At 71.6% G+C, this 23,232-nt stretch carries 20 protein-coding genes and 3 pseudogenes; 13 read left to right on the forward strand and 10 right to left on the reverse strand.

Annotated features, from left to right (window positions below):
• The first annotated feature begins 94 nt into the window (after positions 1 to 94).
• The 4 genes from ACWEJX_RS15410 (at position 95) to ACWEJX_RS15425 (ending at position 2,094) form a co-directional block, all read left to right on the forward strand.
• Positions 95 to 604: a GNAT family N-acetyltransferase gene (locus ACWEJX_RS15410; RefSeq protein WP_451607940.1), complete on the forward strand. Its 510-nt coding sequence runs from the start codon at positions 95 to 97 to the stop codon at positions 602 to 604.
• Positions 601 to 879 (forward strand): NUDIX domain-containing protein, encoded by a 279-nt coding sequence (locus tag ACWEJX_RS15415; protein WP_451607941.1) that lies wholly within the window; start codon positions 601 to 603, stop codon positions 877 to 879. Before ACWEJX_RS15410 ends, ACWEJX_RS15415 begins: the two co-directional genes overlap by 4 nt.
• Before the next feature lie 99 nt (positions 880 to 978).
• Complete coding sequence (locus ACWEJX_RS15420; RefSeq protein WP_451607942.1) at positions 979 to 1,104, forward strand: hypothetical protein; 126 nt, start codon at positions 979 to 981, stop codon at positions 1,102 to 1,104.
• A gap of 66 nt (positions 1,105 to 1,170) precedes the next feature.
• The gene (locus tag ACWEJX_RS15425; RefSeq protein ID WP_451607943.1) at positions 1,171 to 2,094 is read left to right on the forward strand and encodes a bifunctional class I SAM-dependent methyltransferase/NUDIX hydrolase; all 924 of its coding nucleotides are present in this window, start codon (positions 1,171 to 1,173) and stop codon (positions 2,092 to 2,094) included.
• Between the two features lie 581 nt (positions 2,095 to 2,675).
• Here ACWEJX_RS15425 and ACWEJX_RS15430 read toward each other — a convergent pair.
• From ACWEJX_RS15430 to ACWEJX_RS15460, 7 genes and pseudogenes are all read right to left on the reverse strand, one after another.
• The gene (locus ACWEJX_RS15430; protein WP_451608009.1) at positions 2,676 to 3,635 is read right to left on the reverse strand and encodes a RimK family alpha-L-glutamate ligase; all 960 of its coding nucleotides are present in this window, start codon (positions 3,633 to 3,635) and stop codon (positions 2,676 to 2,678) included.
• A gap of 309 nt (positions 3,636 to 3,944) precedes the next feature.
• Positions 3,945 to 4,324 (reverse strand): annotated as a pseudogene (locus ACWEJX_RS15435) (SDR family oxidoreductase); the annotation flags it as partial.
• Between the two features lie 53 nt (positions 4,325 to 4,377).
• On the reverse strand, positions 4,378 to 6,093 hold the full coding sequence (locus ACWEJX_RS15440) for a serine/threonine-protein kinase (RefSeq protein WP_451607944.1): 1,716 nt from the start codon (positions 6,091 to 6,093) through the stop codon (positions 4,378 to 4,380).
• A gap of 80 nt (positions 6,094 to 6,173) precedes the next feature.
• A pseudogene (locus ACWEJX_RS15445) lies at positions 6,174 to 6,520 on the reverse strand (acyl-CoA dehydrogenase); the annotation flags it as partial.
• Positions 6,521 to 6,909: 389 nt separating this feature from the next.
• Entirely contained in the window at positions 6,910 to 7,425 is a 516-nt protein-coding gene (locus ACWEJX_RS15450; RefSeq protein ID WP_451607945.1) for a cupin domain-containing protein, read from the reverse strand.
• Positions 7,426 to 7,499: 74 nt separating this feature from the next.
• Positions 7,500 to 7,880: a TetR/AcrR family transcriptional regulator gene (locus ACWEJX_RS15455; protein WP_451607946.1), complete on the reverse strand. Its 381-nt coding sequence runs from the start codon at positions 7,878 to 7,880 to the stop codon at positions 7,500 to 7,502.
• Between the two features lie 157 nt (positions 7,881 to 8,037).
• A complete protein-coding gene (locus ACWEJX_RS15460) occupies positions 8,038 to 8,505 on the reverse strand; it encodes a hypothetical protein (RefSeq protein WP_451607947.1) in 468 nt (155 codons plus the stop codon).
• Between the two features lie 712 nt (positions 8,506 to 9,217).
• On the opposite strand from ACWEJX_RS15460, the gene ACWEJX_RS15465 reads away from it, so the two are divergent.
• From ACWEJX_RS15465 to ACWEJX_RS15475, 3 genes and pseudogenes are all read left to right on the forward strand, one after another.
• On the forward strand, positions 9,218 to 9,628 hold the full coding sequence (locus tag ACWEJX_RS15465) for a hypothetical protein (protein WP_451607948.1): 411 nt from the start codon (positions 9,218 to 9,220) through the stop codon (positions 9,626 to 9,628).
• A gap of 300 nt (positions 9,629 to 9,928) precedes the next feature.
• Positions 9,929 to 10,198 (forward strand): annotated as a pseudogene (locus tag ACWEJX_RS15470) (IS5/IS1182 family transposase); the annotation flags it as partial.
• Between the two features lie 45 nt (positions 10,199 to 10,243).
• Positions 10,244 to 10,681 (forward strand): SMI1/KNR4 family protein, encoded by a 438-nt coding sequence (locus ACWEJX_RS15475; protein WP_451608010.1) that lies wholly within the window; start codon positions 10,244 to 10,246, stop codon positions 10,679 to 10,681.
• Between the two features lie 359 nt (positions 10,682 to 11,040).
• Here the strand turns inward: ACWEJX_RS15475 and ACWEJX_RS15480 are convergent, their stop codons facing one another.
• Complete coding sequence (locus ACWEJX_RS15480; RefSeq protein WP_451607949.1) at positions 11,041 to 11,541, reverse strand: hypothetical protein; 501 nt, start codon at positions 11,539 to 11,541, stop codon at positions 11,041 to 11,043.
• A gap of 487 nt (positions 11,542 to 12,028) precedes the next feature.
• Here ACWEJX_RS15480 and ACWEJX_RS15485 point away from each other — a divergent pair, with 487 nt between their 5' ends.
• From ACWEJX_RS15485 to ACWEJX_RS15505, 5 genes are all read left to right on the forward strand, one after another.
• Positions 12,029 to 12,331, forward strand: coding sequence for a hypothetical protein (locus tag ACWEJX_RS15485; protein WP_451607950.1), 303 nt, complete (start codon positions 12,029 to 12,031; stop codon positions 12,329 to 12,331).
• A gap of 1,749 nt (positions 12,332 to 14,080) precedes the next feature.
• The gene (locus ACWEJX_RS15490; protein ID WP_451608011.1) at positions 14,081 to 14,716 is read left to right on the forward strand and encodes an SDR family oxidoreductase; all 636 of its coding nucleotides are present in this window, start codon (positions 14,081 to 14,083) and stop codon (positions 14,714 to 14,716) included.
• Positions 14,713 to 15,714 (forward strand): PHP domain-containing protein, encoded by a 1,002-nt coding sequence (locus ACWEJX_RS15495; protein WP_451607951.1) that lies wholly within the window; start codon positions 14,713 to 14,715, stop codon positions 15,712 to 15,714. Before ACWEJX_RS15490 ends, ACWEJX_RS15495 begins: the two co-directional genes overlap by 4 nt.
• 197 nt (positions 15,715 to 15,911) lie before the next feature.
• Positions 15,912 to 16,472 (forward strand): hemerythrin domain-containing protein, encoded by a 561-nt coding sequence (locus tag ACWEJX_RS15500; protein ID WP_451607952.1) that lies wholly within the window; start codon positions 15,912 to 15,914, stop codon positions 16,470 to 16,472.
• Between the two features lie 194 nt (positions 16,473 to 16,666).
• Positions 16,667 to 17,185: a hypothetical protein gene (locus ACWEJX_RS15505; RefSeq protein ID WP_451607953.1), complete on the forward strand. Its 519-nt coding sequence runs from the start codon at positions 16,667 to 16,669 to the stop codon at positions 17,183 to 17,185.
• Positions 17,186 to 17,428: 243 nt separating this feature from the next.
• Here ACWEJX_RS15505 and ACWEJX_RS15510 read toward each other — a convergent pair whose 3' ends face one another.
• Positions 17,429 to 17,797 carry a hypothetical protein gene (locus tag ACWEJX_RS15510; RefSeq protein ID WP_451607954.1) on the reverse strand — a complete coding sequence of 123 codons (369 nt, stop codon included), beginning with the start codon at positions 17,795 to 17,797 and terminating at the stop codon, positions 17,429 to 17,431.
• Between the two features lie 449 nt (positions 17,798 to 18,246).
• Between ACWEJX_RS15510 and ACWEJX_RS15515 the strand changes: the two genes are divergently transcribed.
• Positions 18,247 to 18,687: a class F sortase gene (locus ACWEJX_RS15515; protein ID WP_451607955.1), complete on the forward strand. Its 441-nt coding sequence runs from the start codon at positions 18,247 to 18,249 to the stop codon at positions 18,685 to 18,687.
• A 269-nt stretch (positions 18,688 to 18,956) separates the two neighbouring features.
• On the opposite strand, the gene ACWEJX_RS15520 is transcribed toward ACWEJX_RS15515, so the two are convergent.
• Complete coding sequence (locus ACWEJX_RS15520; RefSeq protein WP_451607956.1) at positions 18,957 to 23,228, reverse strand: nSTAND1 domain-containing NTPase; 4,272 nt, start codon at positions 23,226 to 23,228, stop codon at positions 18,957 to 18,959.
• Positions 23,229 to 23,232 lie beyond the last annotated feature (4 nt).

The following is a 23,232-nucleotide window of genomic DNA, read 5'->3' on the forward strand; positions in this document are numbered from 1 at the left end:
ACCCTGGGGCTGCGCCACGACGTCGACGCGGGCAGAATCCCGGCCGAGACGGCTTCCTTGACCGCGCGCGTGGCGCTCGAACAGCTGGCCCAGCATGACGCCCGACACCAGCACGCCCGCTCCGGCTCTGGCCGTTCGGCCGGCCACGCCGGACGATGCCGCCGAGATCAGCCGGCTGCGCTCGGCCCATGTCCAGTCCGAACCCCTCGGCAAGGAGTGGCTCGACAGGACGCGCGATCACCTCGCCGGGCGGCTCGGCCCCGCGGGCGACGCCCGCGCGTACGTCGTCGACGCACCGGCCGGCGGGCTCGCCGCCTGCGCTCTCGGTCTCATCCATCCCGTTCTGCCGGGCCCGCGCTACCCCAAGGGCCTGGCCGCCCGCATCCATCTCGTGGCCACCCACCCCGACTTCCGGCGCCGTGGGCTCGCCCGGGCGACCGTGTCCGCGCTGCTGAACCACCTGACGCGGGACGGGGTCACCCTCTTCGAGTTGCACGCGAGCAAGGACGCGGCCCCGCTGTATGAGGAGTTCGGGTTCGCGAGCGAGCCGGCCCTGATGCGGATGACCAGGCTCTCCCCCGCGCCCGGGGAGGGAAGGGCATGAGCTCGACGTGGCTGCCTCCCGAGGAGTACGCGGCGACGCTGCCGAAAGCCACGGTGTTCGGCAGCGTGTTCTTCACCGACGAGGACGACCGCCCGGTGCACCTTCACGCCGTCTACAGCACGGAGCATCCCTGGCAGTGGCCGGGCGGTACGGCCGAGCCGGGCGAGCGGCCGTGGGAGACGGCCGTCCGCGAGACCGCCGAGGAGACCGGGCTTGTGGTGTCCGGCCCGCCGCGTCTGCTTGCGGCGGTCTTCGGACTGCCCGGCGCGGCATAACCGTGTGCGACCTCGGGCTTCGTCTTCGACGGCGGTCGGCTCTCGGACCGGCAGCTCGCGGGCATCGCCCTGGCGCCCGACGAGCACGACGAGGTCCGGGTGCTGCCGCTTGAGGACTGGCGGGAGCTGATGCCGGAGCGGGACTTCGCCCGGCTGAGCGCCGTCGCGGAAGCCCGCCGGACAGGGGTGACGGCCTACTTCGACACCTGGGACTGGGACGGGTGACCGGCTGGTCGGCACCCGCCGGCACCGATTCGACTCAACTGGCCGTGTCGTGTGAGGAGATGACGGATGTATGTCGTGCGATCCGAGTGGGAGAAGCACTATGCCGACGGGAGGGGGTTCCGGCTCATCAGCGACGACGAGCGGGAGCTGCTGACCCGGCGTGTACCGGCACCCGACGGTGGCGGACGAGCGCTGGACGCCGGCTGCGGCACCGGCGACCTGGCCCTGTTCCTCGCGTCGGCCGGGTACGAGGTGGACGCGGTCGACTTCGCCGACAGCGCTCTGGCCCGAGCGCGCGAGGAACACAGCGAAGCGCTGGGGGTGCGGTGGCTGGTCTTGGACCTGGAGAAGGACGACTGGGCCGAGCTGGACGAGGAGGGGTACGACCTCATCGCACTGCGGCTCGTCGTCCCCTTCATCAAGGACAGGGCCAGGATTCTGCACGCGCTGGGCGAACGGCTGCGGCCCCGCGGGAAGCTGCTGATCATCACGCCGACCGTCGGATCGGCGCCGGTCGACCGGCGCGGGATCGCCCTCGACGAGGAGGAGCTCGCGCTGATCGCCTCGGGCTGGGAGCGGTGCGTGCGGGAGGACCTTGACGGCCTGGCGGTACTGACGCTCCAAGGGCCTTGTCACAGCGCCACGCGAGCGGTGGAGCGCCGGCTCCCGCCCGCCGGGCCGGCGATGACCGCGGCGTGCGCGGTGGTCACGGACAAGTCGGGACGCGTGCTGCTGGGCTCGTCCCGGCGCGGGCATCTGGAGCTCCCGGGCGGGCAGACGGACGGCTCGGAGTCCTTCGAGGCGGCCGCGGTGCGCGAGCTCCGTGAAGAGACCGGGCTCGTCGCGAGGGTCGAGGGCGCGCACGTGGTGGCGATGCTCGCCGACGACAGCCGGGGCGTCTCTCGCCTCTCCGCCGTCGTGCGCGTCACCGCGTGGTCGGGGACGCTCACCAACCCCGAGCCGGAGAAGTTCGCCGGCTGGCAGTGGTAGGACCCGCACGGCCTGTCCTGTCTCGGCGAGGTGTTCGCGCCGAGCGCGCAGGCCCTCGAGGCCGTCTGGCCCGGCACGATCCCCGGTCTGCCGCCGGTCCACCGCTACCCGGTCGCATCGGAGCAGCCGCCGGTGCCCGGGGAGCCCGCCGAGGCCGTCCGGCGCCGGCACCGCATGGCGCAGAAAGTCATCGACGGTGGATGGGCGCCCTCGAAGAGGCTGCAGGAGGCGCTGCGGACGGTGCCACGGCACCGGTTCGCTCCCGAGGTGTCCCTCAAGACCGCCTACGACGACGACCTCGCCGTCGTCACCCGTCGCGACGAGACCGGCCGGGCGACGAGCTCGGTGTCCGCGGTCTGGCTCCGTGGTCGACGCGACCGCGATCTCCGGCGCGGTCGGCGGCGGAGGCCTAAGGACACTGCGGCGGTGACACCAGGACGGCCGCGGCATCGCGGTACCCGGACAGCCACGGCATGGCGATCCGCCGGTCCCGCGCCCGGGACATGGGCCCGGGGGCTGCCGGCTGAGCCGCCAGGGCGGGTGGGCTGGACGTCCGATCCCCCATGCGGCGGATGCCAGGCTCAGGTCGCCGGCGATGCCGTGCCCACCGTGGCGGACAGCCGGTCGTCGATGCAGGACACGATTGCGGGAGCGATGACTTCGGTCACCTCCGGGCGCCAGCCCGGGACGGCGTTGACCTCGCAGATGGTGTAGGAGCCCTCGGCCGTGAACAGCAGATCCACCCCGGCGATGTCCATGCCCAGCACACGCACCGCGGCCAGCGCCAACTGCTCTGCCTGTGGATGCCGGCCCACGCACCTGGTGGCGGTCCCGCCCTTGGCGATGTTGGCGGCGAGAGAACCGTTGTGGGACGTGTGAACCACGGCGTCCACCACCGTGCCGTCCACCACGACCACGCGCATGGAGCGACCGTGGGAGTGGGCCACGTGCTCTTGGAACAGGAACGGCGATGTCCGTGCGAGGCTGCCGGCCATCTCGTGGAGCAGGTTCGAGTCGGAGGCGAGGAACACCTGGCCGCCCTTGGTTCCGCGGACGGACTTCACGACGGACGGTGTGGGCAGGTGGGGACTCCGGACGACACCTTCCAAGGGTGCGGTCGCGTAGGAGAGTGTGTCCGGCACCGGCAGCCCGGCCAGAGCGAGCTCCTGCACCTGCCACACCTTGTTCCGGCAGGTGAGCTGGGCGTCCAGAGGGTTGACCAGGCGACTGCCCAGGCGTTCGAGTTGCCGCAGGAGTGTCACCTCGCGGTCGTCGTGCATGCTCCCCGGCAGGTGCCGCACGCAGACGACCGCGGGGGGCGGCAGGGCCGTGCCGCCCAGGGTACTCAGCGTCAGTCGCCCGCCCCGAACCCCGAACAGCAGCTCATCCGTGTGCCATACGGCGAAACGGCGGCCGTACCGCCGCGCGAACGCCGTCGCCAGGTCGCGGCTGCAGCGGCGGAGCGCAACCGGCTGCTGCCGCACCAGCATCCACACATCGGCAGGCCCGGCACATGCCGACACGGCACGACGGTACGTCACCAACTGGGGCTCCTCACATGTCCGCGGCCGGCCGCCCACTCCGCAACGGCCCCTGGGCTTCCCTTTACCATGGGCCACACCTCCGACGTCCTCAAGGGGACCCGTGAGGGAGTGCGGTATTGCCGCGTCAGCTTGCCACGGCCACCAGTGGCACCCGGTCACCGCCACTCGCGACGACGCCCCGGCGATCAGCACGGTGGCCTCAAGCGGACGGCGAGTTTGTCGAACCGAGTGGCCACCGCCGGATTGCGCCTGAGCCCGTTGATCCCGCATTCGACCGCGTGCCGGGCCTTGTGGTCCCCGCGGTCGAAGGCCGGAGGCCGCCCGCACCGCGTCCTCCAACGGCGTCGGCCCGCCGCTGTGCAGTGACGCGCCGGACGCCGGCGGCGCGGGCCGGTTCCACGATCCGCGGACCGGTCTCCAGCGGTGCGAAGTGCTCGCCGCCGAAGGCGATCAGATGGAGGCCGGTGACGCCGTCCAGGGCCGGGACAGGCCTGCGGCTCGGTCAGGTCGCCCCTGCACCTCCCCTCTCCCAGAACCGGGGCCGTCCCCACATCGCGGGTGAGCGCGCGGACCCGGTGGCCGCGATGGAGCAGTTCGTCGACGACCTGGCAGGCGACGGTCCCGGAGGCGCCGGTGACCATGATCGTCTGCACATCGGTACGCCTGCCTGTCGGTGTCTGCGTCATGCTCCGACCGTAGGAGCCCTTGCGGACAGCTACGGTCCGCAAGGGCGGTGACGTCAGGACGCGGGCAGGGTCGACACGACCTTCCCGGAGACGTCGGCGGCGAGATAGCCACTGGCCTGGTAGTCGTTGCTCAGATAGAAGCGCAGTGTCGGACGGTCGTCGTTGAAGGTCCAGCGGTCGACGACGACGTAGCGCATCGTGGGGTCGTCCACCTTGAGTTCGCGTTCGGCGCGCTTCATCAGCGCGGGGAGGCTGTCCCAGGGCAGCGTGGACACGTCGAAGGGCTGCTCGTCGGCTTCGTCGGCGCTGATGGTGCCGCCGGGGCCGGTCTTCCTGGCGACGCCGGCCCGGTACTCGTACGCGTCGTAGGTCTTCGCGCCGGGCCGGGTCGGGATGTTCGCCAGGGCGTAGTCCTCGTAGACCGTCAGGTCCTTGATCGTCGTGGTGCCGCTCGCCCGGCGGAACTCCGCGATGACGGCACGGACGTTGGCGGGGGTGAGGAGGCTGCCGCGGACCGCGGGGGTGGGGGCGGAGGCAGAGGCGGACGAGACCGTACCCGTGCCCGACCCGTGGCCGGGGGTGCGTACGGCGCCGGTCGGTGAGGCGCCGCCCTTCGCCCCGGAAGTCCCGCCGCTGCCGTCGTCATCGCCGTTGGGGAACAGGTTCACGACGCCGATCACCGCGGCGGCGGCCAGCGCGAGGCCGACGGCCACGCCTGCGGCGTGCTTGCGCCGGCTCGAGGGCGCGGAGGTGGGTGTCGTCGGCGGGCCGAAGCCCGCGCCCGGCGCGGCGGGCGGGCCGTAGGCGGGGTGCGGGTACGGCGCGGGCGCCGGCGCGTACGGACCGAGGGTGGCAGGGACGGCGACGGGCGCGGAAGGAGCAGGGGCGGGAGCGGGAGCCGTGGCCGCGCCGCCCTCCGCCTCCGCCTCCGCCTCCGCCTCCGCCAACAGCCGGTCCAGGAGGGCCCCGTCCGGCCGCTGCGCCGGATCGCGGACGAGGAGCCGGGTCAGTACGGGACCCAGCGCGCCGGACCGCACCGGCGCGGGGATCGGGTCGTCGAGCACCGCGACAACGGTCGCGAGGCCGGTGGCGCGGCGCAGCGGGTGGTGGCCCTCGGCCGCCACGTACAGGAGCATGCCGAGCGACCACAGGTCGGAGGCCGGGTTGCCTTCCTCGCCGCGGACCCGTTCGGGGGCGATGAACTCCGGCGAGCCGATCAGGTCGCCCGTGGAAGTGAGCCGGGAGGTGGCGCCGTCGAACGCGGCGATGCCGAAGTCGGTGAGCACGGCGCCGCCATCGTGGCGGAGCAGGACATTGGCGGGTTTGACGTCGCGGTGCTGGATTCCGGCGGCGTGCGCGGCGCGCAGCGCGGAGAGGACCTGGCGGCCGAGGGCGAGCACCTCGGGGACGGACATCGGTCCCGCGGCGAGCCGGTCGTACAGCGAGCTGCCCTCGACGAGCTCCATGACGATCCACGGGTGCGAGCCGTCCTGCGGCTCGACGATGTGGTGGATCGTCACGACGTGCGGGTTGGACAGCCGGGCCAGGGCTCGGGCCTCGCGGACGGCGCGTTCGCGCAGCTGCGCGGCGAAGCCGGGGTTCGCGTCCTCGACGGCGGGGTCCGGCGGGCGGACCTCCTTGAGGGCGACGTCGCGGTCAAGGGCGATGTCGCGGGCGCGCCAGACGGTGCCCATGCCGCCGCTGCCGAGGCGGGAGATCAGTCGGAAGCGTCCGTCGACCAGGGGTCTTCGGTCGTCATTCGTGCTCATGGGCGGTCATCGTAGGCGGTTTCGGGTGACAGGTCGGAGCGGGCCCGGTCTGCCACCCGGCGCGGGGTGCGGCAAGGCGGTTACCGGGCCATCCCGTACGCGCCGGACAGCACCTCGACGCGCTGCCAGACGCGTTGCGAGCGGTCCGCGTCGACGACCGGGCGGCGGACCGCACCGAGTGCTCACTGCTGCTGCGCCTCGGTCGCTGAGTCCTTGACGTGGAGCTCGACGGCGTGCGCGTATGAGCGGATTGGTCGCGGGCGAGGACGGCGAACAGCTCGTCGAGCACGTCCGCGTCGAGACCGGTCGGGGCCGCCTGTTCCAGGACGAGCCGGCTGTGGACGACCAGCGCGAGGAGTCGGCCGACGGCCAGCAGCAGGTCCACGTCCCGGCTCTGCTCCTCGTCCGGGACGACGGTGGCGACGAAGAGACCTGTCCGCCCGCCCCTCGTTCGAGTACCGGCTCGCCTCCACCAGGGGCCATCGGTCGGTGCGCCTACTCCGCTGCCGCTGCCTGGACAAGGTTCCGCCCGCGCAGGGCTCGTCGGCAGGCCCGAACGTCGGCCCGACATGCTGTTCGCCGACCGCGGCTACGACCACGACACGTACCGAAGACTGCGTGGCGGTCGACCAGGCCACCACCGCCGCCCCACCGAACCGTAAGCAAGAAGAACCCACGTGACCGACAGGTCTTACGAGCGGGCCACCCCGGCGCCTTGGGCTGTGCGCCACTTCTTGCGAGCCGACCCCGCTGGCCCCGGCTGCGATAGCGTTCCGGCCCTCTTGAGGCGGCTGGCGGACGCCAGAGAGGCGTTGATCACGCCGAGGCCTCCAGTGTCGCGCGCCAGACAGGGCTGTCGACGTAGTGATTGTCGAAGCGCTCCGAGGTCTCGGCGAGTCGGGTCGGGGGCTCCTCCCCGCGGGTGACTTGTCCCAGCAGGCGCAGGTAGTCGAAGCGGTCCATGCCTGGCGTGAAGACGCACAGGACGTCGGCTGCCGAGCCTGGGGCGGCGCGGAAGGCGTGCGGGGTGCCCGGTGGCACCGCGAGGAAGTCGCCCTGGTGCAGGACGTTCACTTCCTCCCCGAGCAGTACCTGGAGCGAGCCGCTCAGAACGAAGAACAACTCCCAGGCGCGCTTGTGGAAGTGGGCAGGCGCGCCGGCCGCACCCTCGGCGAAGGTCGAGCGGTAGCTGGTGAACGCGCCCGCTGTCTGGGCCGAATCAGCGAAGAGTGACATCACAGCACTGGGGTCGGCGCAGGTCTCGGCCTCGCCACCGCGCGTGAGTACGGGCGCCGTGGTAATGCGGCCGTTCAGGCCGTGATCCAAGGTCATGATCGTGACTCTACCGACCAGGTGTGACAAGAGCACCGCATGCATGCCGTCGCCGACCAGCGCGCAGCATGCACTCAAGGCCCTCGTTGGCTGAAGCCCTCGACGGTGACCCTGGCCACGATCGCTTCGCGCGTCCGGTGCAGGCGGGCGCGCGCTGGATCGACGGCCCACGCACGGAAGCGTCCTCGTATGGAGTTCGGCGCGGCGCTCGTCGGCCTCGGGCGGGATGGCCGCCCACAGCCGGGTGAGCCAGCCGTGGTGGGCGGCCAGCACCGTACCGGTGTACCACAGGGCCGTTCCAGGGCCCGGTCGGCGGGTGGCTGTGCGGCGGCGCGGCGGACGCAGGCGAGGATCGACTCGAGGATTTCGTCGCTGAGTGCGGCGAGCAGGTCGTCCTTGGTGGGAAAGCGGCGGTAGAGCGTGTCAATGCCGACGCCGGCGCGGGCCGCGATCACCTCGAAGCCCGCGTCGGGGCCGAGTTAGGCAAAGACCTCCCACGCGGCCCGCAGCAGCCGCTCGCGGTTCTGCGCCGCGTCACGGCGCATGGTCCTGGGCCGGCTCGGTGCGGGCCCGCGGGGTGTGGTCATGCGAGGGTCGGATCCTTGTGCTCGGTCACCGGCGCACGGTGGTGAGCCGGGGCGATCCCACGCTCTGGTCACTCGTGGTGCTCTGGTCGCTCCGGCCGTGTCGGCCGCGCTTGACCGCCGGGATGGCGAAGGCCGTGGCGGCGGCGAGCACGGCGCTGCCGGTCAGGAACCAGAAGGTGTGGGTGTAACCGGAGTCCTGGGGGAACGGGTGGGCGGCCGTGACCCCGGAGGACGGGATACTGGCCGCCATCGCGCTGCCGATGGCGCCGCCGATGATGCGGATGTTGGCGTTCATGCCGCCGGCGGCCCGGGCCTGGGCCGCGGGGATGGCCTCGACGACGAGGGCGGACATGGCGGAGAAGGCGAGGCCGAGGCCGACGCCGATCAGGGCGGAGGCGGTGTAGATCTGCCAGGCGTGGTCGTGGCCGGCGACCAGCATCGCGAACGGGGGCGATTGCAGCAGCGAGAACGCGCCGACACCGAGCAGCAGCACGGCGAAGGTCAGGTTGTGGTGGGGGACGGGTGTTCGGTCTGGGCATGGGTGCTGGCTCCAGCGGAAAGCAACGTAAGCGGAGATTAGGTTCCGGATACGAGGCCAACAGAAGCGGAAAATGGATTCCGCATAGCCGGTTTCGGTGTGAACGCCAGCACCCAGATCGCCGCCCGACGGGAGCCAAGGAACGACGCAGACCCTTCGCACTCGGGCCGCGCGAGACGGTGAGGCATCGCACGGCTCCGCCCTCTGCGAGCCGGAGGCACCCCGGTGGGGGTCTCGCTCAGAGTGTGCGAAGAGGCCGTGAATCCGCAGCATGACGGGACCGGGGCCGGCTTCGCCGGCCGCTCAGGCAGGACCCCGGCAGGGGCCGCCCGGTCGGGAAGGCGCAGCCGCCCGAGGCAGGGGTGGCGCCGCTCGGGAGGGGGTGGCAGGAGCGGAGCCACCCGCTCTCAGCTCATCTGGAACAAGATCAGCACGCCCCGGACACCCGCCCGGCCCCGATTGCCCGGGGCAAGACCGTGGACTTTCTCATTCCGAAACGATCAGTAAGCGGACTTCCTCGTCCGTGATCGGGACGAAGGTCCCCTTTGTGGCCGACGGCGCTCCGTCCGGCGGGACGGCCACTCGGCCACTCGGCCACTCACGCCTGCGGTGCTGCATGCGGCGCCGGGGTACGCGGCAGTGTGATCGAGCGATCTAGGGTGAGGGCATGGGGATGCAGGAAGCGGTCGCGGCGCTGGTCGAAGAGCAACGGGTCGATGGACGGGCGTGGGTCCTGGAGCCGGGGCAGCAGGGTTTGGCCCTTGAGACGGCTGATGGATTGGATGCGGCGGTCGGCGCCGTGCTGGAGCAGGAAGTTCTGCCGGACATCGAGCGGCTGGCGCACCTACGTGAAGCGGTGGCCGTGCTGGCAATCGCTCTGGCCCGGATCCACGGCCCTCTCGCCTGGTTCATCGGGGCAGGTGTCGAGGCGTTGTCACCGATTCTCAGCTGGCGGGCGCTTCCCGCTGACGAGCCGCCCTCCTTCGGGACCACGCACCCGGCGCCGGCCCTGCTCACCGACGCCGAGAACGCGGTTCGACTGCTGGCTGCCGCACTGCGCCGCATCACGGTGTCATGAGGGATGTCGTCGGCCGGGCTGCTGGTGGAAGACAGGACTACGCCGGCGTCGCTGGCCGATGTCTGTGGAGCTGCCCGGTTGCCCCAGCGGGCCGCGCCCTCGACGCGGCCCCCGGCACACGGCCCCGCGGCTCAGGCCGACTGCCGGGGCCTGTTGTATGACGTATGGGCCCGAGAACGCGTCGGGTTCACGCACTCGAAGTCGCACCCGGCCTCGCGGGCGACGATGCGGGCGACGATGGCGCCGGTCCTGAGCGACGGGTGTTCTCGGTGGTGGCATCCCGCCGATCCGGTCCCGTTTGGCCCTCGGCGTCGCCGCCCGGCCAAGCTGCACGTGGACAAGGGTTACGACTTCGACCACATGCGTGGACGGCTACGGCGCCGACAGATCGTGCCGTGCATCGCCCGGCGAGGCATCGAGCCGCCCGGCCGTCTGGGCCGGCACCGCGGGGTGGTTAAGCGCACGATGTCCTGGCTGAACGGGTGGCGTCGCCTGCACCGACGCTACGAGCGTAAGGCCGAACACTTCCTGGCCTTCGTCGGCATCGCCGGCATGCTCATCTGCTACCGCCGGTGCAGTGCAGGCGCCCTCCGGTGGCTGGCTAAGCTCCGGATTATGTGGAGACAGGCAGCGACAGCGGTCTTTCCCGGCGTGGGCTTCCGGGAACCGGCCCAGGTATCCGATCTCGTCGCGGCGGAGAGGCGACTCAGGCGAGCGCTGCCGACAGAGCTTCGTCAATTGCTCCTCGAAAGCAACGGGGTAATCGGACACACTCACGTGGACACCGTCTGGCCCATCGATCAGATCGTGGAGAGCAACCTGCTCTTCTGGTCCGACCAGACGTTCGCGCAGATGTACATGACGTTCGACCCCCTCCTCTTCTTCGGGGACAACGGAGGCGGCGACCAGTTCGCCTTCGTGCAGAAGCCCGAGCATCCCGACATCTTCGTCTGGGAGCACGAGAGCGACAGTCGTCGATGGGTCGCCAACAACCTGCAGGACTACCTCGGCCGTTCGCTCCGAGCCGGCGGCGACGACTGGTATCAGCTGTAACGCGGCAGGCCTCCGATGAGCCGACACCAATCAAGACATCGTCCAAGAGGTCCTGACAAAGGCGTTGGACGTGGCGATGGATGCTGAGCCGTTGGGAACTGTTCAACGATGCCCGCACCTGCACTGCCATAGCCGCGTTTGCCATCCTGATCTACGTCACCCTGCGCCACGCAGGCAAGCGAGCGGCCGAGCACCACGGGACCGACCACGGCCATGGGGACGGCCCGCCGTCCTTCGGGCGGCGGGCCGTCGTGTCAGGCAGCAGGGAGATCAGCCGGTCTCGGGTGCGGCGACGCTGGGTTCGACTGCTGGTGTTGGTGGCCGATGACAATGAGGTCGGCGGCGGCTGCTGGCTCGGATCACGAGACTTCCTTGATCCAGAACGTCTCCATGGGAAGGCCGCGACCCGTGGTGCCGATCTCCATGACCAGCCAGTTGTTCACGAAGTAGCTGGGGCCGGGCAGCCAGCCGATGTTCCTGACGTAGGCGTTGCCGTCCGGCCTGTCCGGGGTCGTGTCGAAGTAGACCCGCATGGCTTCCATCGGGTTGTAGTACCCGATGGTTCCGGTGGTGCCGATCTGGATCTCGTGACCATTGCTGGCGCACTCGTAGTGGTCGTCCCATCCGTAGTTGGACCGATGGGCCTTGGCGCAGACCTTGAAGACGTCGCTAGGTGCGTTGACGTGGATGCGGACCGCTTCGATGTTCAGCGCCTGCTCTCGGGTGCCGGCCCATTCACCGTCGCACTTCCAGTCCATCCAACCGATGTTCTGCACGTGCGCCTGGTAGCAGATGTCGCCCGTGGGCGAGGACTGCGCGCTGGCCTGAGTGGCTCCGGTGCCGAGGGCGGCAGCCGTCATAGAAAGTGCGGCGAGTATGCGTGTGGCGTGCTTGAGCATGGTCATTTCCCCCCGTGCGTGGTGTGTGTGGCCGGTGCGAACGGATGAGCGCGGCCGGAGCCGTCACGGCTCTTGATCACCCTATCGTGCGGCCGGACGGGGTGCCCAACTGCCGTTACTCGTACGCCGTTTAGAACCCGGCCCGATCGGATCATCCGACCCAGGGGGACTCGGGTGGCTGGCATCACACCAGCACTCCCTGGAAAGTGAGCCAGACGCAGCACTTGCCACGGGCGCCGCCGTGGCATCTGAGTCGATGTGGGTCGGGTCGCTGCTGGTCTCTCTCCCCCCGCTGAAGACGTTGGCACGCTTGCCCGAGCCGGTGCGGGTGAACCAGGTGGGTGAGCGCCGGCCGGGGTCTCGGCGAGGCGACATGCCTAGGGACCTCGTCGGCCAGACGCTGGAGGGGCAGCCGGCTGACGTGCCGGCGGATTGAGGAGGCTCGGTCGTGAAGTTCGTTCAGATTATCGAGTACAAGACCCGTCGCATCGATGAGTTCAATACCTTGCTGGACAGCTGGGTCGAGAAGAACGCGGGGAACCGCGTGGCGACGCGGGCCCTGCAGGTCCGTGACCGTGACGCGGACAACGTCTATCTGAACATCGTGGAGTTCCCGTCGTATGAGGAGGCGATGGAAAATTCCGAGCGCCCGGAGACGGCGGAGTTCGCGGCCCAGGTCGCGGCGCTGTGCGATGGGCCGCCGGTGTTTCGCAACCTCGATGTGCTGAATGAGCGGACCTTCCAGGGCTGATTCCGGGCGAAACACGGGAACCAGCTCTCTTGGGGCGCAGCCGCAGTCGGCCTGCCCGTACTCCCGGGGCATCGAGGTGCCGCAGGTCCGGGGTCTGTCCGGCCGCTCGCCCCGGGCGCTGCCGGGGACGTGAGCTCCGCACCCGCTCCTGTCACTCTGACCGGCCGCGGCGCCGACCTCGCGAAGTGGGCTCGCGACTACTACAAGCTGCACCGCACGCTCCTCCCTTGCGGCGGCTTGTGCAGGCTCGTTGCGAGGAAGCCCGCCGCTCCCGTGGACCAAAGGCGCGGCTGTTCGGCGGCATCCGGGGCGAGAGGGCGAAGAGTGGATGCAACGGATCGGAGGGCTGGCGCCCCGTCCAGCTCGGCCCCGCCACAGCCGCTCGGGTCCCGGACGGTTGTTGACCCTCCGACCCGTGCCAGGCGGTCTCCAGACGACTCCGAGGGGTCGGACGCCCACCAGGCGTGCCCGGCGCCTTCGCCTCAGCGGGGGGACCGTGTCCGGCGACTGTTTCACGGCCCCGGACGTCCTGGTGCGGATGTCCGGGGATTTTCAGGGAACCGCCTGCTGCACTGAGGTACCCCCCCATCGGCCGGTCGCCGGTACCGCGCTCGCGGCCGCCATCGGTGTCCGAGCGAACCCGTCCGTCCTGGGTAATGACCGACGGTCGCATAGTTCTTAGGCCAGCCGGATCGCAAGGGCGACCGCGATCAAACACATCGCGAGGCCGGTGACGAGCATGCGGGCCGGGACAGACAAGCGACGGACCATCGGCGTGCAGAGCAGGCCGATCGGTACGGCTGCGTGGCGAGGCAGGTCAGCACCCAGCGGAGCTGGATCCCCTCGGTCGGCCCTCTGTCGGCCTCTGCCCACATCGCCAGGAACCCCAGGCACCCCAAGAGCAGCAGAGAAACCGCCCACAGCACACCCGCCACCAGGGCGACGCCGCTCCCGCGGCGGTGCGACGCCGAGCGGCCGGGGCCATAGAGCCTCGTGTATGTGTCGGGGTCCATGGTCGGCTCCTTCTGTCGCGGTGACTCCATGATCGCGTCCGGGGGCGCCCCCGGGCATGGGTACAACCACTCATCTCCGGGCGGTTGCCTACTCAGCGCCGGCCCGGCAGTGATCGCCGGACGGGACGTAGACATCGTCCACCGGATCCAGCGGATGATGTGCGTGGCGGACGCTGCCCGGCCCAGCGGCCGGGTCGCGCCGCCGCATCGCGCTTGACAGCCCCGCGCGTCCGGCGAGGCCGAGTGGGCAGAGGCCGCGCTTCTTTGCTGGGTCGAGTGGGGCTCCATCGGCCCGACCGATGCGCGGAGGCGAGCCGTACAGCGCACTGGACAGCGCTTGTGTCAGGGTGAGGCCGGGGCGAAGGGTGTGGTTGCCGCCCTCCCGGGTACGTGCCGTTCACCACGACATCAGGCACCGTGCGAATCCAGGCGATTCGCACGAAAGGCAATGTTGGTTATGGACCTCCAGGCAGCGAATGAGCAGGTCACGAACGTGTTCCGCTCGACGAAGGCGTCCGGGCGTGTCGCTACGCCATCGTCAGCCGGCCACGCTCCGCGGGCGCAGACAGCGAGGAGACGCATGCCGCGTCGGACGGGACCATCTGCGTCCGTCGGGCACGTCTGCGTTCGGCATGCGCATGCTGCGGACAGGTCCGACAGCGCCGTGCTGCTGTCGCTGCCGGACCCGCGGCCCAATGGAGCTTCCAACCGCTCGCAGCGTTGGCGGCCCCCGGTGATGCACGATCCGGCCAGCTTCGACTTCTACCACTTCCGCTTCCCCTTCCACCTCCGGTTCGACGTACAGAGCCCGCAGCACCCGGCGGAGCTCGTCTACGAACCGCGGCGGCTCCGCAAGCCCCTGATGCCTGCACTCCACGACCTGCACAACCCTCCCCAGCCTGACCGCGGTGCCCACGTCGCCGCCCTCGGCGTGCCGGTCCCGGCCGCCGACGAAGTCGAGTCCAACACCCGTGACGACCCCGCGATGCTCTGGCGCACCAAGGCGTCACTGCACCCCATGCCGCGCGGCGCCTCCGTGATCGGCTCCGCCTCGGTGCAGGGCCACCAGCGCAGCCCGCACGTCCTTGGCTGCGCCATGATCAAGTCCGCGATCACTTGCTTCGCCCGAAGCCTCGCCCAGATGCTCGCCGAGCGCGGTATCCCGGTCGACGTCATCGCGCCCGGACCGGTCCGGGTCCCGCTGATCCCAGCGACGATGCCCCACCCGACGAAGCTCGGCGGACAGTCGCCCCTGGGCCGGCCGGCCCGGCCGACGGCAACGGCATCCGCTCATGTCTTCCTCGGCTCCGCCCGGGCTTCGTACATCACCGGCGAGATCGTCGACGCCACCGGCGGAACTCTCCTGCCGTGACCCCTGACCAAGCCCTGCGTCAGATCGCCTTCCTCCTCGAGTGGCGAGGAGCCTCGCCGTACCGGGTGCGGGCCTTCCACACGGCGGCCGACGCCGTCCGCGACCTGCAGCCGGGCCCGATGGAGGCCGCACAGGCCAGACGACTGCACGGGGTGGGCCCGGTGACCGCCGAGGTGATCTCCCAGGCCTCCACCGGGGCAGTGCCCAGCTACCTCGCCCGCCTGCAGGCCGAAGCAGGTCCGGACGCCCGAGCCGGCTGGGATCTGGCGGCTGCGAGCACCGGTGACTGCCACCTGCACTCCGACTGGTCGGACGGCGGCAGCCCGCTCGAAGACATGGCTGACGCGGCCCGCGCCCTGGGCCACCAGTGGGCCGTTCTGACCGATCACTCGCCGCGGCTGACGATCGCCCACGGGCTGAGCCCCGACCGGCTCGAGAGCCAACTACAGGCCGTGGCCGCTGTGAACTCCACGATGGGCTCGGACTTCCGACTGCTGACCGGCATCGAGTGCGACATCCTCGAAGACGGCTCACTGGACCAGGACGAGGACCTGCTCGGACGGCTCGACATCGTCGTGGCATCCGTACACTCCAAGCTCCGCTCGGAGCCCGAGCCGATGACCGCCCGACTGCTGGCGGCGGTGCGCAACCCGCACGTCGACGTCCTGGGTCACTGCACGGGGCGGATCATCACCGGCCGGGGGCGCCCGCAGTCCCGCTTCGACGCCGAGGCCGTCTTCGCCGCGTGCGCGGCGGCCGGCACCGCCGTGGAGATCAATTGCCGGCCCGAACGCCGCGATCCCCCGGACGAGCTGCTCATGCAGGCAGCCGCCGCAGGCTGCCGGTTCGCCGTGGACACCGACGCCCACGCCCCCGAGCAGCTGCACTGGCAGAGCTCCGGCTACGCGCGTGCCGCGCGCATCGGTCTGGGAGCGGACCGGCTGATCACGACCTGGCCCCTCGGACGGCTGCTGGCCAGCAGAACCGAGCGGCAGTGAGCCACCGCCCAGGCGACCGCCTCCAGGCGACCGCCCCCGACCGCCTCCAGGCGACGACCGCCCCCGGAGGAGCACCCCCGGGCGACCGCCTCCTCCAAGCGAGTGACACGCCCCGTACGCCCGGGCGCCCGCGGGTAGGGCGGGGAACCGATCCTCTCGGGCCTAAGCGGCCCGACCCGAACACGCATGGAGGCGACATGGGACACGGCGGAAATGTGATCGACGAGCTGATGGCCGACCACCGGGAGGTGGAGGAGATGTTCAGCCGCATGGAGACCATGACCGGCGCCGGGCAGGAGCTGCGCGATCTCATCGACGAGATCACCATCGAGCTGGTGCGGCACTCGGTCGCAGAGGAGCAGTACCTCTACCCGGCGGTACGCAAGCACGTCGAGGGCGGCGGGCCGATGGCGGACAAGGAGATCGAGGACCACAGCCGCGTCGAGAAGATGCTCAAGCGGCTGGAGAAGATGGACACCGACGACGCGCAGCTGAACCCGCTCCTGCGGCAGCTCATGCAAGAGGTCTCTGCCCACGTCCAGGACGAGGAGAGCAACCTCTTCCCGATGCTGAAGCGAGCCTGTACCGCCGAACAGCTGGACGATCTCGGTGACAAGATCCGGCGCGCCAAGGCCATGGCGCCCACCCGCCCGCACCCTGCCTCGCCGAGCAGCCCCATGCCGAGCAAGCTCCTCGCGCCCGGCGCGGGCCTGGTGGACCGGGCGCGCGACTTCGTGACCGGCCGCGGCAAGTCCTGAACCCACCCCGGGGCGGCGGGCCCGTACGCACACGTCCGAGCCTGCCGCCCCGGAGCGAACGGTGACGTGCGTCATGCCGCGCGCCCGTCTCTTGCGGCTACTGTGGTCGCCCACGAGCGGAGCGGCGCAGCTTCGCGCCGCAGCTCGCGGACCCGGCACGGGCCAGGGCGAGCACGCCCCCCGAGGAAGCCGCTGTGTCCGCCGATCTCGCACCTGTCATAGCCGCCGGCACGCGCTGGTTGCTGACCGCCTTCCCACCCGCCCCGGGCGCGTTCAGTCGGGCTCTGGCCGAGGCCCAGGCCCGGCAGGCCGTCGCCCTTGCGGCGGCCCTGCGGTATCCGACGCCGCTCGACGCGCAGCTGCTGCATCTCCTCGGCCCTGGCGGTAGCGCCCGGCTGGACTGGCTGGCGGGCGCCGATCACGGGGACGATCACGGGGACGACGGCATCGACGCCGGCTGGCGGACCTGGGTGGACGAAACCGTCATCAGCTGGGCTGCCTGCCTCCTCGCGGACCCTGGCCTCGCCGTCGACGCCCACCATCTCGTCGACCGCGGCCAGGCCGGCGAGGTCACCCGACTCACCCGCCCCGGCGACCACGAACGTGACGCCGCGCCCCTGCTGCGCCACCCCGATCTGCTCGAACCGGTCGCCGCCCTCCACCGTGAGCTCCTGCTCGACCTGCTGGACAACCAGAACGCCGCTCTGGGATAGGGCAGCCCCTCCACGGCAGGGACAACAGGGCGGGACCGCCACCTGCGTCGAGCTGATGTCGCGTCGCGGCTGGCGCACGACGGCGCAGCTGGAACATCCCTGTCCGTGGCATTGAGTACCGTCTGCCCATGGATTACTGCGGCGGGTCCCCGCGCTGCCCTGCCGTCACCACGATCGACATGGCCCGAGCCCGTGACCGCGTGGTTCGGAGAGGACACCGCTTTGGGGCCGCGGCGGCCCGGCTCATGCGCCCGCTCCGCGCCCGAGTCGGCCGCACCGGCGCCATGCCAGCAGCCATCCGGCCTGCATCGCCGCGTCCAGCAGATAGGTCGGGCGGATCCGGCCCATCGGCACGTACACCAGGTCGACGGTCAGCAGGGTCGCGGCCGTCCCCAGGCCCGTGCGGCGGGACTGGCGCGCCGCGCCGGATGTGTCCGGGGTGAACAGCATGCTCCAGCCTGCCGTGGCCAGCAGCCCGGCCGTCGTGTGCTGAAGCCATTCCTCGGACTTGGTTCCGAAGACCCACTCGAAGCTGCGCAGGTGCAGCAGCGGCCAGCCGCCGCCGACCAGGTTGAACAGTCCCTGGGCCCGCGCCACGAGCACCGGATTCATCTCTGTCTCCTCGCTGTCGGCCGCACCGGGCGCGAGACGCCGAGGCGGACCTTGTGGACGCCGTCGGAGAAGTGCACGAGCGGCTCCTGCGCGGGCGGCGGCACCTGCCACGCCGTGAAAGCTCCCAAGACCGTTCACGCGGGCGGCAGGCAGCTCGCAGCCGCCGCCCACAACCGTGAAGTGATCGGGACTGCGGCTGTCGCCGGCGGGCTCCTGCTCGCGGCCGGCGACGGATGGTGGACCGTACGAGCCCGCCGCCGCGTTAGCGGCAGGAGCTGACCGGACATGTCGCGAGCTCACCGTGCCGGCGCCGTGACCGCGTTCGGCGCCGGCACGGTGCTGGTGGTGGCGGGCTGGGTACTCCTCGACGTCTCGCGGCCTTTGGAGAACGAGGGACCTCTGCCCGCCGCCCCTCGGCTTACGCACGGATGCCCCCGTACTCACCGCCGGTGGCCGTTGACGTCGGCGGGCCTCACCGGCTGCACGCCGCCGTCAGCGCCGTGGCCGCCACACGCGAAGGAGACCTCTCGCTGCCCGAGGACGGCAACCAGGTCGGCTGGTGGCCCTTGGGCGCGGCTCCCGGATCAGCCGGAGGTACCGTCCTGCTCGCCGGACACGTCGATACCGAGGCGGGACTCGGCGCCTTCGCGGAACTCCACAACCTCGAGCTCGGAACTCGCGCCGAGGTGACGGGAGCAGACGGCCGCATCCACCCGTACCGGATCACGGCGCGCCGCACCTACCCTCGTAGCGAGCTTCCAGCCGACCTCTTCTCCGCGAACGGTGCGCCTCGCCTCGCCCTGCTCACCTGCTCCGGCGACTACGACTCCGCCGCCGGTCGCTACGCCGACAACCTCGTCCTCTACGCCGCACCCGTCCCGGCCACCTGACGGCAATGGTGCTGTCATCTGCCGTGACACCACATGGTGTCGCCCCTGCCCGGGGCAGTACGGCTTACGGCTTGAAGTGGCAAGAGCAGGCGTCATTCACACTCGGTCGGTGAGACGTGGCTCTGACTCACGTTCAGTGACGAGCGCGCGGTGAGTGATCCCCGCTGGGCGGCCGGCGGGCCGGAAGGTGGTCTCAGCTGCGGACGACGGGCAGCGAACGACGGATCGTCAGTTCTGTGGATCGACCCGGCAGTCTCACGACCGGTCGGTCAGGCGAGCGGCTGGTAGCCGCGGTGCAGGTGGAGCCCATCCGTGACGACGGGCGGGCGTCCCCGGAGCGGGCCGTCAGTCGGGCAGGTGTCGCGGTAGCCGGGAGTGGACAGGTAGCGGGTCCATTCGGCGCGCTCCAGCCCGCCGCCGGCAACCAGACAAGCCGTCCGGTCGAGGTGCTCGCGCAGGTCATAGGTGGGTCCGAGGTCCCAGAGGACGACGCCCCCGCCGCTGTCGGCGGTCGCGAGGAGCTTTCCGTCGGCGGAGAACTCCGCCAGCTCGACGGCCTCGAGGTTCGCCGCAAGGGCCGTTCCGAGCTGCCGGGGCCGGGCCCGGTCGCCGAGGTCCCAGAGCAGTGCGCTCACGCCGCTTCCACTGGTCGCCAGGAGGCCGGCCGAGGGCGCGAAGGCCACGGCGAGCGGCCCGCCGGTCCCTGGCGGGGTGAGCGGATCGCCCAGGCCCCGGGGGTGATCCGGGTCCTCGAGGTTCCAGAGGAGGGCGGTCCCCGCCGCGTCGCTGGTGATCAGCAGGTCGCCCGCCGGGGACATGGCTGCCCGCGTCACCGCCTCTTCGTGGCCCTGGAGTGCCTGCCCCAGTTGACGGGGGTGGGCAGGATCGGTGATGTCCCACAGCCGGGCGCCGTTGGGGTCACCGGGGTCGGGGAAGCCGAAGGGGTCGGTGGCGCTCGGCTCGCCCGAAGGAACCGGCAGCAGCACGCCTTCGCTGTCGGAGAAGGTGACGGTCGGCTCGGGATCGGGGCTGCGCGTCGCCGATCCGGCTCCCGACCCGGCGAGGAGAGCCAGCAGGCGACCGTCGAGGACCCGCCAGACCCCCAGCACGCTCTGGCGTTCGAGTACCTTCGCCCTGTGGTGCGGCGTGCCTCTGTCCGCCACGTCCCAGAAGTCCGTCGCCTCGTCAGCGCCGACCACGAGCGTCCTGCCGTCGGCCGAGAACACCAGTGACCGGACGGCGCCCGGCGAGCCGGTGAGCGGGGGTGCCAGGCGCCGGGGACGGGCGCGGTCGGTCAGGTCCCACAGCAGGACGCTGCCCTCCGCGTCCGCCGTGGCCAGCGTCCGGCCGTCAGGGGCGAAGGAGACAGCGGTCACCTGGTGTCCGGCGTGTCCGGTGAGCGTGCCGAGCCGGCGTGGCCGGGCGCGGTCGGCGATCTCCCACAGGACGACCGTGCCGTCCCGGCTGCCGGTTGCGAGCATCGTGCCGTCCGTGCAGATGTCCAAGGCCGAGATCTCCGGAAGCCTTCCCGTGCCGGCGACGACTGGCGGGCCGAAGGGCCGCGGGTGACCGGCGCGTTCGATGTTCCACAGGGTGATCACTCCGGCGCCGTCGCCGCTCGCCGCCCCTCGGCCGTCCGGGGCGAAGGCCATGCTGAAGTCGTCCCGGCCGGCGGTCAGGCGGTCGATCTGGCGGGGATAGGCGCTGTGCCGGACGTCCCACAGCTGCAGCCCGCTGTCCCGGTCCCCCGTGGTGGCCAGAACGGCTCCCCAGGGCGCGAACGTCGCCCTCGCGCCGAATGTGGCCTGGTCGAGTCGGCCTGCCGGACGCGGATGGAGCGGGTCGCTCACGTTCCACAGCGTGGGGCCGTAGCGGAATCCGCTGACCGCCAGTGTCTTGCCGTCGGCGGAGAACGAGAGCCTGTGTACGGCGTCGAACTCGGCGGGAGCGATCCGGCCGAGCGGCCGAGGCGTCTCGGGCCGCCGCATGTCCCAGAGCGTGACGGGGTTGTCCTTCGTGGTGCCGGGGGCGGCGGCCATCACGGTGCCGTCCGCGGAGAAGCCGAGCGCGGCGACCGGTTCGGGGTAGACCGCGACCGGCGGTCCGTACGGACGGATCCGGGCCGGGTCGGTCAGATTCCACAGCTGCAGTGCTGGTGCGGCCTTGCCCGACCGGAGGAGCATGGTGCCGTCCGGCGAGAGCCAGGCGTTCACCCCCGCGTCCGGGTCGTCCGCGGCGGGCAGGGCGCCCGTCCGGCGAGGGTGCCGCGGGTCGGTCAGATCCCAGATCGCGGCGCCTCCCCCGTAGTCGGCCGCGGCGAGCCGGCGGTCGTCCGCCGAGAACGCGACCGTATCGGCCCCGTCAGCTCCCGGGATGGCCAGGCGTTCCCCGAGCCGGCGGGGGCGCAATGGGTCGGTCAGGTCCCAGAGGATGACGCCGCCCTGTGCGAAGGCGGCCGCCAGGTACCGGCCGCTGTGGGAGTACGTGATCCCGCTGACCTGGCTGTTGTTTCCGACGAGCCGGCCGGCGTACGCCGTCGTGGTGAGCGTCCTCTGCAGCGCCGCGTAGGTGTCCGCGTCGGGATGGAGCCGGTGGGCGGCAATGCCGAGGCGCAGGGCGGTGCGGGGATCGGTCTCCAGGGCCGCGTCGGCCTGGGCGAGGAGCTGCCGTGCGGTGGCGACCCGCTGCCGGTCCCTCGCGGTGGAACGCTGTTGCAGGGCCACCACGGCCGCGGCGGTGGCGATGAGTACCAGCGCCGTCAGACCGGCGATCACCATGTGCCGGACCCGCGTGGAGCGCCGTGCGTTCCGGGTCGACGCGGCCAGGAACGCGGCTGCGGCAGGGCTCGGGCGGTGGTCGTCATTTGGTCGGTCGGCCCAGTCACGGGCCGCCTGCAGGCGGATGCCGCGGTAGAGCAGGCCCGGGTCGCGGCCGGCGCCGGCCCATTCGGCGGCGGCCTGTTCGAGTTGCTGCCGGATCAGCAGGCCGGTCCGGTCCGCGTCGATCCAGTGGCGCAGGCGGGGCCAGGCGCGCAGCAGGGCCTCGTGGCTGATCTCGACGGTGTCCTGACGCTGGGTCAGCAGGCGTCCGCGGGTGTAGGCGTCGAGGACCGTGGTGACGGTGTCGGGGTCGGCGCCGATGTCCGCCAGGGCGGTGCGGGGCAGCCGGCGGCGGGTGTCCTGGGTGCCTTCGCCGACCCTCACCAGGCGCAGGAAGAGGGTTCGTGCGGCCTGCTGCTCCTCGGGGCCCAGGGATCCGAAGAGCCGTTCGGCGGTGGTCGCGATGGCCTGGTGGATGCCGCCGGTGGCCCGGTAGCCGTCGACGGTCAGGGTGTGGCCGTGCCGCTGCTGCCAGGTGGCGCGCAGGGCGTGGGCCAGATACGGCAGCCGCCCGACCTCGTAGGCGCCGGCTTCCGAGGCCTCGGAGGCCCCGGACAGCTCGGGTGACCCAGGTGGCTCGGGTGACCCGGGTGGCTCGGGTGACCCGGGTGGCTCCGGTGACCCGGGTGGCTCGGGTGCCTCGGTCCGGTCGGTCTTCGCCGTCGGGTCTCCCGGAGGGCCGGCGCTCTCCGCCACGTCCGCACCGTACGCGTCCGCCCCGAGGTCGCGCAGCAGGAGTTCGACGAGGCCGGGCTCCACCTCCAGTCCTACATCCCGGGCCGGGAACTGGATCGCCTCCCGCAGTTCGTCCCGCGTCATCGGTCCGAGCAGCAACTGGCCGTGTCGCAGGGCGTCGCGCAGTTGGGGGAAGCCGGCGCAAGGGGTGTAGAAGTCGGAGCGCAGCCCGTACACGACCACCGCGTCGGGGCCCTGCCCGCCGGGCCCGACCTCCGCCAGCGCGGCGAGCAGGTCGAGGAAGGCGTGCTGCTCCCGTTCGTCGGCCCCCAGGGTGAACAGTTCCTCCAGCTGGTCGACGACCACCACCAGCCGTCCGCCTTGGGCACCGGCCACGCCGTTCAACGCCGCGCGGAGCCGTAGGGATCCCGCCGCGGAGCTCGCGGCGGCCCCGACGTCCCGCAGGCTCAGCCCCGTACTCTCCTCCACGCCCGCGACCAGTGCGGCCATCGGCTGTGCGGTAGGGGTGATCAGCACCTGGGGCCAGTCGGCGGAGCCCTCGACGGGCAGCGCACCGTGACGGATCGCCGGTAGCAGGCCTGCCCGCAGGAGGGAGGACTTGCCGGCCCCGGAAGGGGCGGTCACCACGAGGGGTCCGCCGGTGAACAGGCGCTGGTCGACCTGGATCAGCAGCTGTGCGGTCGGCCGGTCCCGGCCGAAGAACCAGCGCGCCTGTTCGGCGCCGAAGGGCGCGAGTCCCGGATACGGGCATTGCGCACCCTGCGACGCGGCCCCGCCCCCGACGGTCCGCCGGGTCCGACGTACCCCGTCCTCGTAGTGGACGTGCAAGTCCCGCTCGGCCACGTACTGGTCGCGGGCCGCCTGGAAGATGCGGCTGCGGTCGGCGCCCCAGGCGTGGAGGCCCGGCTCGCCGTCCTCGGGACCGGTCGGCTCCGGGGGCTCAGTCGGGTCCGGGGGCTCAGCCATGTCC

It is taken from the genome of Streptomyces sp. NPDC004788 (genome assembly GCF_053601115.1).